The organism is Campylobacter sp. CNRCH_2013_0898h, assembly GCF_025772965.1.
GTDB lineage: Bacteria > Campylobacterota > Campylobacteria > Campylobacterales > Campylobacteraceae > Campylobacter_D > Campylobacter_D lari_D.
This window is the reverse complement of sequence record NZ_JAKMTD010000010.1, coordinates 25,715-39,845: the sequence shown is the minus strand read 5'-3', so window position 1 is coordinate 39,845 and position 14,131 is coordinate 25,715. Positions and strand designations below refer to the sequence as shown.

Here is a 14,131-nt window from a genome sequence, read left to right as displayed (position 1 = left end):
TTATTCACTCAAAATTCTTTTTTTGCTTGATTCTAATACATTATAGATATTTTCTTTTATCCATTTTGCATCTTGCCATTGCTCAGGACGTACTTCAACACCTTGCACCAAAACACCAAAATGCACATGATCTCCAAGCGCTAAACCTGTAGTGCCTGTAGTACCTATAACATCACCTGCTCTAACTCTATCGCCCACATTTACATCCACATTAGTGCAATGTCCATAAAGAGTATAAATCCCAAAACCATGATAAATAATAATATTTAGTCCATAAATTCCATTTTCTTGTACAAATACCACTTCACCATCGTTATTGCTAATGATAGGCGCTTCTTTTACACTTGCTAAATCAAGTCCCATATGATAAGAACTACTAAATGCTTGATTATTATAAGAATAAAACCTATGATCGGCATAATCAGCTACTTTTTGGCCATTTTTTAAAGGCTTGAAAAGATTGACTTTAAAATTATTAATCATAGTATCAGGAACTTTACTCGTAATATCATGAATGATAACTTCATTAGAAGCTCTTAAGTCCTCATTAACAAATTTAAATTTTTCAAGCCTGCTTAACTCTCTATCTTTTGGAGCATATTTTTGTGCTAAAAATTCAATCTTTCCATCTAAAAATCTATCACTTACTTTTATATTAGATACTCGGTATTTTTTATTGGTAAAATAATATCTAATTCTTTGTTTGTTTACATTACCTGCTTTATCTACTGCTACTACATAAGCTCTAAAATGCTCATCGGTTGCCTCCCAAGGAATCAACGCAGCATAATATCCTTCTTTCACATAAGGAGTTGCTTTAAAAATTTTGTCTTTATCAGTTGTGATATAAACTTCTTGTAAATTCTCATCACTTGCTTTAAATACCACACTACCTACTCCACCTTGTTCGATTTGATAAGAATTGTCTAAAATTTCTACAAATGGTTTTTTGGTATCAATGATAACTTTCACTTCTTTAAGCGCTTGATTTCCTAAAAAGAAATTCCAAAAACTACTATCACTTGCTTCTATTACAAGCTTATAAGAATCAACATTTTCTTTATAAGCTGGTTTTGGTAGTTTTAAATCAAAATGGACACTTTTTTTATTACCTTTAACATGTTCATTAACAAGCATTTCACCATTTAATTCATTTGCTTTAAATAGTGTGACTTTAACATCTTTTAAAACGCTTTCATCGCTTATTTCTATAGATATAGGATCTGTTAAATTGCTATAAATAATATCTGATTTTGTTTGGATTAATGGAGGATTTTTTTCAAACAGCTTTGTATTTAACACAAAAACCCCAAAGGCTAAAAGTATTAAAAAAACTAGAAAAATCCATTTTTTATTTGATCTTTTACGCGTAAAAACCATATTCTCCACTTTCATTGTATAATTTTTGTAAAAATATATTATGCTTTAGCAAATTAAGAGTAAATTATAAAAAATTTTACAAAATTTCTCTTAACTTATTTGCACTTTTAATCCAAGCTTCAAGTTCATTTATATCACATTTTTCTATCATTTTTTTACACTCTTGTAATTCTTTTTGAAATAAATCAATAGAATTTAATAAATTTTGTTTGTTTTGTTCAAAAATACCACTCCACATTTGAGGGTTTGATTTTGCAATTCTACACATATCTTTAAAAGAAGGACCTCCTAGGTGGGCTATATTTTTTTTATTTTCTTCTTTCATTACAAAATTTGCCAAGGAAAAACTAATCACATGCGGTAAGTGTGAAATGATAGAAGCATGATGATCATGTGAAATACTATCCATAAATACAAGCTTCATTCCTAAATCTGAAAAAATTTCTATAGCCCTTTTTTGATGGATATGATCAGCATTTTGCACATCACATAAAACACAAACTGCATTTTTATATAAGTCTTTTATAGCTGCATTTGGACCGCTATTTTCTGTTCCTGCCATAGGATGAGCTGCGATAAATTGACTTTGTAAATCAGATGGTAAATTTTTAATAATTTCTTCTTTTGTACTTCCAAGCTCAATGATAGTGCAATCTTTAGAAATATCTTGAAATTCTTTTAAAATTTTTACAATAGCTCTTACAGGGATAGCTAAAAAAATCACATCACATTTTTTTAACTCTTCAAATGAAACAATTTTATCTATTAATTTTCGCTCTAGCGCGATTTGTTCAAATTCTTTGTTTATATCATATCCGCAAACTAAATCTATTAATTTATTCTCTCTTAAGCTAAGGCCCAAAGATCCACCTATTAAGCCAAGTCCGATTATACCTACTTTCATAAATTTTCCTTAAAAAGCATTAGTTAAAAATATTTTGGTATTATAACGATTTTGTATATAAAAATTTAGGTAAAATGATGAAAAAATGGTTTGTTTTCTTTGCACTCTCAAGTTCTTTATGTGCAGCTACGATTAAAGATATAAAATTTGAAGGCTTATCGCAACTTTCTAAAGAAAGTGCTATTGCGATTTCTAAATTAAAAATAGGACAAAAAATCGATCCTGCTAGTATAGATACAGCAATTAAAAACCTTTTTGATAGAAATTATTTTAAAGATATAGTAGTAGAAGAAAAAAATGGGGTGCTAATTTTTAAAGTAATAGAAAAACCTTCCATTGGAAAAATAGACATTCAAGGTATAGCAAGTAATGATAGAAAACAAATAGAAAGTCTTGTTGGTTTAAAACCTGGAATTTTATATGATGAAAATTCAGCTAAAGACGCAGCTGAAAAAATCAAACTTTTTTATCAAGCCAAAGGTTTTTATGATACTGTTGTAGAAATCAAAGATGAAAAATTAAGTAATTCAAGCTCATTAAAACTTACTTTTGTTGTAAATCGTGGGGAAAATATCATCATAGAAAAAGTACATTTAAGTGGTGCAAAAAATTTAAGTTATTCAGATATTGAACCTGCAGTAGCAAATAAACAAAGAGAAGCCCTAGGCTGGATGTGGGGCTTTAATGATGGTAAGCTTAAAATCTTTGATCTTGCAAATGATAGCTCAAGAATTTCAGATGTATATTTAAAAGAAGGTTATCTTGATGTGAGCGTATCTCCTGCTTTTTTAAATACTTACACAGATACTTATCAAGCTGATTTAACTTATTTTATCAACGAGGGTGAGGTTTATAAAGTTAAAGGAATTAAAATTTTTAATCCTATTTTTAGTGATGAAGAAAATGAAGCTTTAGCAAATGATTTAAAATTAAGTGTTGGAAAAATAGTTAATATAGAAAAACTAAGAGAAGATATAAAAACTATAGAAACAAAGACAGCTGATTTGGGTTATGCTTTTGTACAGGTTATACCTGATATACAAAAAGATAAAGAAAACCATGAAGCTATGATTATTTTTAAAGTCATACCTAATGAAAAAGTATATGTTAGAAATGTTGAAATTTCAGGTAATACTAAAACAGTTGATAGGGTTATTCGTAGAGAGCTTTATCTAACCGAAGGTAATCTTTACAATAGAACTGATTTAATAGACTCAAGAAATGCTCTAAGAAGAACTGCATATTTTGAAAATGTAGATATTAAAGAACAAAGAGTAGATGATACACATATTGATTTGATAGTAGAAGTCAAAGAAGCTTCAACTGGAGCTATTTCAGGTGGTATTGGTTATGGAACTAGTGATGGAATTTTACTTAGTGCTTCATTATCTGATGCAAATATCTTAGGCTCTGGCATGAAAGGAAGTGTAAGTATAGACAAAGGCGATGATACACTTTCAGGTAGAATATCTTTAAGAAATCCTAGAGTGAATGATAGTGATTATTCTCTTGGAGGATCATTATATTCAGATCGTTTAGAATGGGATAGTTATGATGAGAGAAACTATGGTTTTGATATAAGTGTTGGTAAAACTTTGGGAAGATATACAAGCATAGATTTAACTTACAATCTTGAGCAAAGTGATATTTATCATTTGAGTGATCGCTTAATCGCCCAAGGATATAAACTTGGAAAAACTTACAAAAGTTCTATCACTCCTTCAATAGTATTTAACAATACAGATGATTATTATCTACCAAGATCAGGTTTTATCGCTTCAACCTCACTTGAATATGCAGGCTTAGGTGGAGATCAAGAATTTATAAGCTCTACTACTAAATTTAATTATTATCAAGGCTTAGAAGAATTTATAGGCTGGGATTTGATTTATCGTTATAAAGCAAGTTTTTATAAGGTATGGGATCAAGGTTATTTACCTATCAATGAGAAATTATACCTTGGAGGCATAGGAACTATTAGAGGTTTTGATAGAAGAAGCGTGAGTCCTAAAAACGAATGGGGTGATGAAACAGGTGGTACAGTGGCTTTTGCAAATTCTGTAGAGCTTAGCTTTCCAATCTTTGATAGAATCAAACTAAGAGGAAGTGTGTTTTTTGACTATGGTGCCATAGGTGAGAGTTCTTTAAGTCAAATTCAAAGATGGAGCACAGGTATTGGCTTTGAGTGGCTAACCCCACTAGGTGCTTTAAATTTAGTTTTTGCTAAACCATTTAACACTAATTCAAAAGACGACTTAAGCAAATTCGAGTTTATGTTGGGTGCAAGATTTTAAAAATACTAAAATCTTGCTATAATTTTGAAATTTTATTTTAGGTAGAGATAATGAATTTTTTAGATATTTTTTCTAGCATAAGACGCAAACAAGCCGCTCCAAGCGAAGCTCCAAATCACTGGGTAAAATGTAATTCTTGTCATGCGTTAATGTATTATAAAGAAATAGAAACTTGTTATAATGTTTGTCCTAAATGTAATTTTCATATGAGATTAAATCCTTTAAAACGCATCGAGCTACTTAGTGATGAAGATACTTTTGTAGAAATGGATAAAGATTTACATGCGATTGATCCGCTTAAATTTGTTGATAGTAAATCATATAAAAAAAGATTGGCAGAAAATGAAGAAAAAACAGGAAGAAAAAGCGCTATAATAAGTGGCGAGTGCAATATAGATGGCATTAAAACTCAATTAGTTGTTTTTGATTTTTCTTTCATGGGTGGAAGTTTGGGCTCAGTAGAAGGTGAAAAAATTCTTAGAGCTATTGAAAGGGCAATTGAGAAAAAAACTCCTGTTGTTATAGTGAGCGCAAGTGGTGGAGCTAGAATGCAAGAAAGCACTTATTCTTTAATGCAAATGAGCAAAACAAGTGCAGCATTAAAGCTATTAGCAGAAGAAAAGCTTCCCTATATTTCTGTCTTAACTGATCCAACTATGGGTGGAGTGAGTGCATCGTTTGCTTGGCTTGGAGATATCATTATGGCTGAACCTGGTGCCCTAGTAGGCTTTGCAGGAGCTAGAGTTATCAAACAAACTATAGGTGCTGATTTACCAGAAGGCTTTCAAAAGGCCGAATTTTTACTTGAACATGGATTAATTGATGCTATTGTAGAAAGAAGTGAACATAAAAAATTTATAGCAGATTTTTTAAGATTTTTTTCTAAAAATTAAAAATGCATATTAATCTTTTAAGCATTCAAAAAAATAATAATAATGAATTTAGTAAAATAGATGAGCGCTACACCAAGCTCATCAAAAAATTTTGCAATTTTAATGATATTTGTATTTTTAACAATAAAATTAATTTAGCACAAAATACCAATACCATAGAAGCAAAAAAATCTTATACAAACGCGCTAAATCCTTATAAAAAAGGTTTTTGCATAGCTTTAGATGAAAAGGGTAAAGAGCTTACAAGTATAGAATTTGCTAAATTATTACAAGATAAAAATGAAATTTCTTTTTTTATAGGCGGTGCTTATGGCCTTGAAAAAGAATTCATCGCACAAATGCATACAAGCATAGCTCTTAGCAAAATGACTTTAGTGCATAAATTTGCTAAAACTATGCTTTTAGAACAAATTTATCGTGCATTTTGCATTAATACAAATCATCCATACCACAAATAGGAGCATTTATGCAAGAGTTAAATCTTGAAGAATTTAAAAATATATTACTTCAAAGACAAAAAGAAATTTTACAAGAACTTCAAGGTAATATAGACAATATCCATGATCTGCAAGATAGTGAACCAAGAGATGAAGTTGATTTACAGCAAATTGACAACAGCTCACATATTGACTTAAAAATCAATGAAAATTTAAAAACAGAATTAGAAGAAATTAAACATTCATTAAGCAAAATAGATAACAATACTTATGGAATTTGTGAGTATTGCGATGAAGATATACATCCTGAAAGACTCAAAGTAAAACCTCACGCAAAATATTGTATAAATTGTCGTGAAAACTTAGAAAAAAGGAAAGAATTATGAAAGTAAAATTATTTTTCTTTGCAAGTTTAGTTTATCTTTTAATCGTAGCAGCCTTAGTTTATAATCTAAATTTGGGAAATTACACTTTCACAATTTCTACTTTTGAGCTAAATTTACCTATCAGCTTGTGGGTAATTTTACCTGCATTTATTTTGATGGTTTTAGCTTTATTGCATATGAGTTTTTATGGCTTTTTAAAACATTTACAATACAAAAATCTTATTAAAGATAGCAAAAATTATGAAAATTTTTTAATTGATGTATTTTTGAAAAAAATAAGCAAAATTAAATTTAAAACTCAAGAATTTCAAGATATAGCCAAAAACACTCAAGCTCTTTATTTTAAAGAAAAAAATCAAAATACAAAAATAGATGATATTATAAATATTTTAGAGCAGTTAGACAAAAAGGAATTTGTGGAATTAAAAAAATACAAACTCGATCCACATAATGAAATTTTCATTTTAAATGAAAAAAATCATTTCCAAAAAGATAGCGACTATGCTTTTTCTTTTATTAAAAATAAAGAAACTCTGACAAATGAATTAGAAAATTTTGCTTATAAAATGGTATTAGATAATGCACCTTATAGCCAAATTAAAACACTAAAAATACAAAAAAATCAAGATGATATTTTATTACTTTTGGATAGATTTGAAAAAGAAAATTTGGAATTAAATCATGCTGAAATCGAAGTTTTGCTTAGCATGAATACCTTAGATGATAAGTCATATTTACAATGCACAAAAATACTTTGTAAAAAAATAGAGCCTCAAATATTAATTGCTTTATTTAAAAAGTTAAAAGATAGTCATTCTCAAGCTTTAAGAGCTTATCTTTATACTTTAGCAGAATTTGGTATGTATGATGAATTGCTTAATGAATTAGGAAATGATCAAAACGAACATAAGGATTTTAGACTCTTGCTCTTTTTAAGAGAACATAATAAAAAAATAGAACTTGAAAAATTTATACAATGATAGATTTTAGTAAAAAGCCTTTGTTTTTAGCTCCTATGGCAGGTTTTTCGGACTTACCTTTGAGAAATTTAGTTAAACAATTTGGAGCTGATGTAACAATTAGTGAGATGATAAGTTCTAATGCTTTAGTGTATGAAAGCTCAAAAACTCTTAAAATGTTAGAAAAAGCTGAACTTGAGAATCCTTATATAGTTCAAATTGCAGGCTCGGATGAAAGTGTGATTCAAAGAGCTGTAGAAATATTAAATCGTTTTGATTTTATAGATGGGATTGATTTTAATTGTGGCTGTCCTGTAAATAAAGTTATAAAACAATGTGCAGGCAGTGCTCTTTTGCAAGATCTTGATAAATTGCAAAGAATTTTAGAACTTATCAAAAAAACAAGCAATAAAAAGCTAACTAGTGTCAAAGTAAGATTAGGGTTTGAAAAAAAAGATCCTATTGCTATTGCTAAAGCATGTGAAAATACTGGGGTAGATTTTATCAGTATGCATGGTCGCACTAGAAAACAAATGTATAGCGGAAATTCTGATTATGAAGCTATAGCTTTAGCTAAAGAAAATATCAAAATTCCTTTAGTTGCAAATGGCGATATTAGCACAGAAAATGCTAAAGAAGTTTTTAAAATAACAAATTGTGATGCATTGATGATAGGGCGTGCAAGCATAGGAAAACCTTGGATATTTCACGAGGTAAAAACTGGTAAAAAAATCGATAAAACTTTAAAAAACAAAATCATCTTTACGCATTTTGAAGAAATGCTAAAACATTATAAAGAACAAGGTATAAGCATATTTAGAAAGCACTTACATGAATATTCTAAAGGCTATGAAGATGCTTCAAATTTTAGAGATTGTGTTAATCGCATTAATGATGCAGAAATTATGCGAAAATATATGCAAGAATTTTTCAATAAGGAATGATTTTTGCTTGTAAAATTCTAAGCAATATGAATGAAGAGATACCATAAAACAAGGAAGGTTCATGGCAGCTCATATCAATTCAAAAGGGATTTACAAAGCATTAGGTGGCATTAGAACAAGTGCAAATAATCTAGCAGCACATGCTTCAAAGCTTAACAATCATAGTTTAAATTTCGAGCAAGTTTTACAACAAACACAACCAAAATGTATAAGCACTTGCTTACAAAGCTCCCAAAAACAACTTGGAAATTTGCTTGAAGATATTAAAAATAGCAAGGAAGCTATTATAAAAAATACACATATTGATAGTGCAAATATCATCGCAAAATTAAGACAAGAGGCTATTATGATGTATGATATTACTCTTAAAAACCCTCTTTAATGATTTTATATAAATTATCAATATATTCATCGCTAAAATGCGATGAATTAAAATTTTCATAAAACCTCACAAGATCTTTAGCTTTAAACTCATAGCCAAAAGCACATTTTTTATGCGCAGGCAAAAAAGCCCTTACTAATACAACATCTTCTTTTATACACTCATCACACAAAAAGCAAATAAAATCCTTATGCAAGCGTCCTTCAAAGCTTAGAATCTTTAAATAAGCATCCACAATCACACGCTTGCAATCTTGTTTTTCAAAACGCTTAGCACAATCTTCTAAAAGCTCAAAATAAAAACTATCAATCTCCTCAACATCTTTTAAATGCCAATAAAAAAGCCTGATAAATTCTTGCCAAAAAAACATTTTTTCTCTATCTAAAACCCAAGAAAATCCAATATGTAAAACATCTTTTAAGCGCGGTAAAAATCTAGAACTTTCTTCAAGTTCAAAATCAATCTTATATCCATTTAGAATATTAGAATGTCTCATTCCGTAAAATCTATAACTTTTAATAACTTTTTTGGCACTTAAAAGATAAACAATCAAATCCTCATCTTTTACACTCTGAGTGTGCAAAATAAAGCCTTGCATCTATAAAAGCTCTATGCCATAAGCTTGTAAAATTTCATAAGCACTATTTTCTAAAGATTCATTAAAACTTGCAGTAGCATTTTTATGTAAAATAATTTTAGAATTAGGCGTGGCGCTTTGAGCTAAAATAATATTACTAAATACACAAATATGCAAAACTAAGCCACAAAATTCTATACTTTCATAATGATTTTGTTTTAAAAAATTAGCCAATTCTAAACTACCAAAAGCATTCTTATAAAAGATTTTTTTTGCATTTTTTAAATACACATCAAAATCGCTTGGCATTTGCCAACCAAAAGTATCTTTAATACAATGATAAATAGGCAGTTTTTTTCCTTCTTGGGTTTTTAAATAATTCTCATCATGCGTATCAAAAGTAAAAACAACATCACCTTGATGATTTTTTAAAAGAGTAAGAATATTATCTTTTATCTTGGTAGCTTTTTCAAAACCTAAGCTACCATCGATAAAATCATTTTGATAATCAACTATAATTAAAAGTTTAGTCATTATTCTTAACCATGAAAAAACTATCCGTGTGGATATTTTCAAATGCAGTTTTTAAGCTCGTAAATAATTTTGGATTTTCTTTTTCTAAATTTGCTAAAAGCTGTTTAGCTTCTTCTCTAGCATGAGGAAATTTTACATTTTTTTCACTTAATTTCATACCAGGACAAAATTCATTACCAATTACTTCTAATTCATTATTAATAGCATTTTCCCTTAATTGTCTTTCTCTTACAAAAATCAAAGGACGGATGACTTCTATATCTCTTTTACTTTTATATTTTGGCGCTAAACTTCTAAGAGCACCATTATAAATGAAATTCATAAAAAAACTCTCTACTGCATCATCTAAATGATGAGCTATGGCTAATTTATTAAAACCATTTTCTAAGGCGTAAGTATATAAAGCACCACGCCTCATTCTTGAAAAATAGCTACAAAAGCTTGAATTTTTTCTAATGGTATCACCTGAAATTTCATAAATATTAGAATCAATAACCTCATGGTCAATACCATGTTCTTTGCAGTGATTATGAAGTTTGGTGTAATCTTCACCCATGCCATAACTTAAAGTTACTGCTTTAAGTTCAAATTTAAAAGGTGCATGTGCTTGCATACGCTTTAAAAGATGAGCTAGAGCTAGAGAGTCTTTCCCGCCACTAAGTCCTAATAAAACTTTATCATTATCTCCTATTAAGGAAAACTTAGCATTTGCTTTTGCAACTTCTCTGATTAGTCTTTTGCTAAGATTTATCATAATTTCTCACAAATTTTTAAAACAAAATTAGCTGAAATTTTAGCGGATTTTTCTACAAACTCATCAAAGTCAAATTCAGCTTTTTCACCTGCCTTATCACTCATTGATCTTAAAACCAAACATGGAATTTTTAAAGCATCACATACCAAAGCCACACTAGCTCCTTCCATTTCACAAGCATCTGCATTAAAAATTTCTCTAATTTTTGCTTTTTTATTCTCATCACAAATAAATTCATCACCCGTAGCGATAATACCTGATTGTAATTTAACACCAAGTTCTTTAGCAACCTCTATGGCAAGATTATTAAGCTTATCGTCTGTTTTTATAAAAATTTCATTACCAGGAACATAACCAAGCGGATGTCCAAAAGCTGTAATATCTAAATCATATTGAGCTAATTTTGTAGCATAGATTAAATCCCCTATTTCCAAACTAGGATTAAAAGCACCAGCCACTCCTGTAAAAAGCATAAGTTCAGCTTTAAATTTTTCTATCATAATAGTCGCGCTAAGAGTGGAATTTACTTTCCCTATCTTAGAATAAGCGATGATTAATTCATGATTTTTGTATTTTGCAATATAATAAGTATTATTTGCATATTCAATTGTTTGATATTCTTTTAATGTTTCGAGTAAAGGAGTAACCTCTTCGGGCATAGCTCCTAAAATAGCTATTTTCATTTAATCACCTTTAGAATTTCATCAATATCTTCTATTTTACTTAAAGCATAAGTTTCTTTTTGAGTGATTTTTTTATTTAAGCCCTTTAGCACGCTCGCACCAAATTCTATATAAAAATCCACTTCATTGTCTATTGTTTTAATGCTTTGTTTATAAAGAACAGGCTTTATAAGTTGCTCGCTTAAAAGTGTTAAAGCTTGAGTTTTATCACTATATATTTTTGCATTTACATTTGAAACTACACTTTTAAAATCATCTTTTAACACAAGCTCTAGTTCTTTTGTAAGTTTTAAAGACGCATTTTTTAATAATGGACAATGGCTTGCAACACTCATATTCAAAAGCATAGCTCTTTTGGCTCCTGCATTCTTAAACTCACTCTCATAAGAAGCTAAATCAGGCTTTAAGCCCGCTACTACAATCTGTCCTTCACAATTATAATTAGCTGCAAAAATACTTTTTTGCTCACTTAATGCCTTTTGACAAAGTTCTTCTACTACTTTATCTTCAAGTCCTAAAACCACCATCATACCAGCTTCGATTTTAGAGCAATCCTCCTGCATAAATTGGCCACGCTTGTTAACAAGTGCTATAACATCTAAAAAGTCAAATGCACCTTGAGTCGCTAAAGCACTAAATTCTCCTAGTGAATGGCCTAAACTATACTTAGCTTCTATACTAGCTTGCTCTTTTAAAGCTTCATAAGCCATTAGTGAGTTTAACACTATGGCCATTTGTGTAAATTCACTTTTATTTAAATTTTCATTTTCCTTAAAAAGCAAATTTTTAAAATCAATTTTACAATAATCACTTGCACAATCTAATAATTCTCTTGCTTTAAGTGAATTCTCATAAAAACTAAGCCCCATACCAACACTTTGAGAGCCTTGGCCTGGGAAAATAAATGCACTATTCATTAGTGTCCACCGCAGCAACCGCCACCACCATGTCCGTGGCCACCACAACATCCACCACCACCATGTCCGTGATGATGATCATGATGATGTCCTCCACCACCACATCCACAACTTCTGCTACCTGCAATAATTCCTGTTAAAATTTCATCTTCACTTGCAGCTCTGACATCTACAATATTAATTGAAAATAACAAGTCTTTTCCTGCATAAGCATGATTATAATCAATAGTAACTTCATTCTCAGTAATTTCTCTAACAATTACTCTTACTGTATTACCATCTTCGCCTTCGCCAAAAAGCTCCATACCAACTTGCAAATCAATCCCTGCAAATTGTTCTTTTGGTAAAGTTTGCAATGCATTTGCATCATATTCACCCAAAGCATTTTCTTTTTTTATCACAATATCGGCATTACACGGGGCATCAAGTTTTTGAATTTCTTCTTCTAGTCCTTCTAAAATTTGACCCTTACCTAAAATAAAAGAAATAGGTTCAGCATAAATATTTGATTCTAAAACTTCATTTGTGTTTGCATCTTTTAACTCATAAAACATTGAAACTACACTATTTTTTTCTATAGCCATTTTATCTCCTTTTTTATTTTCTATCTGGCGAAACTTTTGCTTCAGGACTATCAGGATAAGCTGTCTTTAAAGCTTTGTAAAATTTATTAGCACTTTTTGGATCCCCAACTTTATCTAAGCTAATAGCCGTATGATAAAGTAATTTTGGCACATAATCACCCTTGGTGCTTATAGCAGAACTTTTTTTGTAAAATCCCAAAGCGCCTGCATAATCTTTTTGTTTATATCTTATCTCTCCAAGCCAAAAAGTAGATCTAGCAGGTTTATAATGGATACTAATTAAATGCTCAAATTTTTCTTTTGCATCATCAAATTGATTTTTATTGGTTTCATCAATAGCTTTTTTTAAAATTTCGCTAGATTGCAGTTTTTTCCAACTATCATCTTTCACTTGAACAATTTCTTTTTCCAAAGTCGTATTTACTTCTTTAATGACTTCTTGGGTTTTATTGCTTTCACTAGCAATAGGAACAACTTGGATATTATTTGTTTGATTTTGCACTCTAGCTATTTCCGATTGAAAAAAAGTTATGGTTTGGTTCATATCTTCTTTAGAAACATAATCATCATTAATTTTATTGATCAAAGTTGTTATTTCGCTCAATACTTTTTGAATTTCTTGGTGATTTTTTTCTTGAATTTGCCTATTTTCTTCTACATAAGCTCTTAAATTTTGAATTTCTTTTGTGATATTTGCATCAAAATTTTGATAGTTTTCTTCTAGTGAAAGTAATTTTGTATTTGCTTTAGAATATTGAGCATTTAAACCCTCGGTTACACTTTGTAAACCTTCTATATTTTCTACAGCAGTATTTATCTTACTAGTCAAATTAGTATAATATTCATTTAAAGCTTTTAAGCGTTCTTGATTTTCGTATTGTAATTTTTCATTTTGAGTTAAGCCATAAGGTGTTTTTGTATCTACTTTTCCTGCATCAAATGCTGAAATTTCAGCGTATAAAAAAGTAGCTCCTAAAAGAGCTACTGATAATAATTTGATTTTCATTTATTTAAAACTTATTTTGATAATTTAAATTCTGCACGACGATTTTGCGCATCACAAGCTTTTGTTCTTTCAGTACATACAGGATTAGTTTCTCCATAACTTTTTACGCTTATTCTATCTGCGCTAACACCTTGAGCTACTAAAGATTCTTTAACAGCTTTAGCTCTTTTTAAACCTAGAGCTTGATTATATTCATCAGTTCCCCATTCATCGCAGTTTCCCTCAACTACAATTGCAGCATTCGCGGCTTCTTTGTTGAAAATTTCAGCATTATCTGCAACAACTTTTTGCATATCTTTTCTAACATTAAATTTATCAAAATCAAAATACACATTTGCAATAGAATTTAAAGATTCAAGATTTTCAAATCTATCAGAACCACCACTACCTTTTGATCCATCTACACTACTTGAACTGCTTACACTAGTATTTTTTGTAGCACAACCACTTACAATAACAGCAAACGCAGTAATTGAAGCAAAAATGATTTTTTTCAT

Annotated in this window: 17 protein-coding genes; 7 read left to right on the top strand and 10 right to left on the bottom strand. The window is 29.7% G+C overall.

All coding sequences use genetic code 11. From position 1 onward, the window contains the following. Both L8X50_RS06725 and L8X50_RS06720 read right to left on the bottom strand, forming a co-directional pair. Window positions 1-1,380 (bottom strand): M23 family metallopeptidase, encoded by a 1,380-nt coding sequence (locus L8X50_RS06725; protein ID WP_220566490.1) that lies wholly within the window; start codon window positions 1,378-1,380, stop codon window positions 1-3. A gap of 76 nt (window positions 1,381-1,456) precedes the next feature. Then, the gene (locus L8X50_RS06720; protein ID WP_133319645.1) at window positions 1,457-2,284 is read right to left on the bottom strand and encodes a prephenate dehydrogenase; all 828 of its coding nucleotides are present in this window, start codon (window positions 2,282-2,284) and stop codon (window positions 1,457-1,459) included. A 77-nt stretch (window positions 2,285-2,361) separates the two neighbouring features. Between L8X50_RS06720 and bamA the strand changes: the two genes are divergently transcribed. From bamA to L8X50_RS06685, 7 genes are all read left to right on the top strand, one after another. After that, the gene (gene bamA, locus L8X50_RS06715; RefSeq protein ID WP_263660734.1) at window positions 2,362-4,578 is read left to right on the top strand and encodes an outer membrane protein assembly factor BamA; all 2,217 of its coding nucleotides are present in this window, start codon (window positions 2,362-2,364) and stop codon (window positions 4,576-4,578) included. A gap of 50 nt (window positions 4,579-4,628) precedes the next feature. After that, window positions 4,629-5,471 carry an acetyl-CoA carboxylase, carboxyltransferase subunit beta gene (gene accD, locus L8X50_RS06710; protein WP_263660733.1) on the top strand — a complete coding sequence of 281 codons (843 nt, stop codon included), beginning with the start codon at window positions 4,629-4,631 and terminating at the stop codon, window positions 5,469-5,471. A 2-nt stretch (window positions 5,472-5,473) separates the two neighbouring features. After that, a complete protein-coding gene (locus L8X50_RS06705) occupies window positions 5,474-5,929 on the top strand; it encodes a 23S rRNA (pseudouridine(1915)-N(3))-methyltransferase RlmH (RefSeq protein ID WP_263660732.1) in 456 nt (151 codons plus the stop codon). An 8-nt stretch (window positions 5,930-5,937) separates the two neighbouring features. Further along, window positions 5,938-6,294: an RNA polymerase-binding protein DksA gene (dksA, locus tag L8X50_RS06700; protein WP_133319649.1), complete on the top strand. Its 357-nt coding sequence runs from the start codon at window positions 5,938-5,940 to the stop codon at window positions 6,292-6,294. Beyond that, window positions 6,291-7,274, top strand: a complete 984-nt coding sequence (locus L8X50_RS06695; protein ID WP_220566495.1) for a hypothetical protein — start codon at window positions 6,291-6,293, stop codon at window positions 7,272-7,274. The genes dksA and L8X50_RS06695 overlap by 4 nt, the downstream gene beginning before the upstream one ends. After that, on the top strand, window positions 7,271-8,197 hold the full coding sequence (locus L8X50_RS06690) for a tRNA dihydrouridine synthase (protein WP_263660731.1): 927 nt from the start codon (window positions 7,271-7,273) through the stop codon (window positions 8,195-8,197). Before L8X50_RS06695 ends, L8X50_RS06690 begins: the two co-directional genes overlap by 4 nt. A 61-nt stretch (window positions 8,198-8,258) precedes the next feature. After that, window positions 8,259-8,579 (top strand): hypothetical protein, encoded by a 321-nt coding sequence (locus L8X50_RS06685; protein ID WP_133319652.1) that lies wholly within the window; start codon window positions 8,259-8,261, stop codon window positions 8,577-8,579. Here the strand turns inward: L8X50_RS06685 and recO are convergent. Genes recO through pal form a run of 8 tightly spaced genes read right to left on the bottom strand, consistent with a single transcriptional unit; the run spans window position 8,563 to window position 14,131 of the window. Next, entirely contained in the window at window positions 8,563-9,177 is a 615-nt protein-coding gene (recO, locus tag L8X50_RS06680) for a recombination protein RecO (RefSeq protein WP_263660730.1), read from the bottom strand. The genes L8X50_RS06685 and recO overlap by 17 nt on opposite strands. Further along, on the bottom strand, window positions 9,178-9,690 hold the full coding sequence (locus tag L8X50_RS06675; protein WP_263660729.1) for a cysteine hydrolase family protein: 513 nt from the start codon (window positions 9,688-9,690) through the stop codon (window positions 9,178-9,180). Continuing rightward, window positions 9,683-10,444 (bottom strand): ATP-binding protein, encoded by a 762-nt coding sequence (locus L8X50_RS06670; RefSeq protein ID WP_263660728.1) that lies wholly within the window; start codon window positions 10,442-10,444, stop codon window positions 9,683-9,685. Before L8X50_RS06670 ends, L8X50_RS06675 begins: the two co-directional genes overlap by 8 nt. Then, a complete protein-coding gene (locus L8X50_RS06665; protein ID WP_133319656.1) occupies window positions 10,441-11,127 on the bottom strand; it encodes a 5'-methylthioadenosine/adenosylhomocysteine nucleosidase in 687 nt (228 codons plus the stop codon). The genes L8X50_RS06670 and L8X50_RS06665 overlap by 4 nt, the downstream gene beginning before the upstream one ends. After that, a complete protein-coding gene (gene fabD, locus L8X50_RS06660) occupies window positions 11,124-12,044 on the bottom strand; it encodes an ACP S-malonyltransferase (protein WP_263660727.1) in 921 nt (306 codons plus the stop codon). The genes L8X50_RS06665 and fabD overlap by 4 nt, the downstream gene beginning before the upstream one ends. Next, a complete protein-coding gene (locus L8X50_RS06655) occupies window positions 12,044-12,628 on the bottom strand; it encodes an FKBP-type peptidyl-prolyl cis-trans isomerase (protein WP_263660726.1) in 585 nt (194 codons plus the stop codon). Before L8X50_RS06655 ends, fabD begins: the two co-directional genes overlap by 1 nt. A gap of 13 nt (window positions 12,629-12,641) precedes the next feature. Next, entirely contained in the window at window positions 12,642-13,634 is a 993-nt protein-coding gene (locus L8X50_RS06650; RefSeq protein ID WP_220566502.1) for a tetratricopeptide repeat protein, read from the bottom strand. 11 nt (window positions 13,635-13,645) lie between these two features. Then, a complete protein-coding gene (pal, locus tag L8X50_RS06645; protein WP_133319660.1) occupies window positions 13,646-14,131 on the bottom strand; it encodes a peptidoglycan-associated lipoprotein Pal in 486 nt (161 codons plus the stop codon).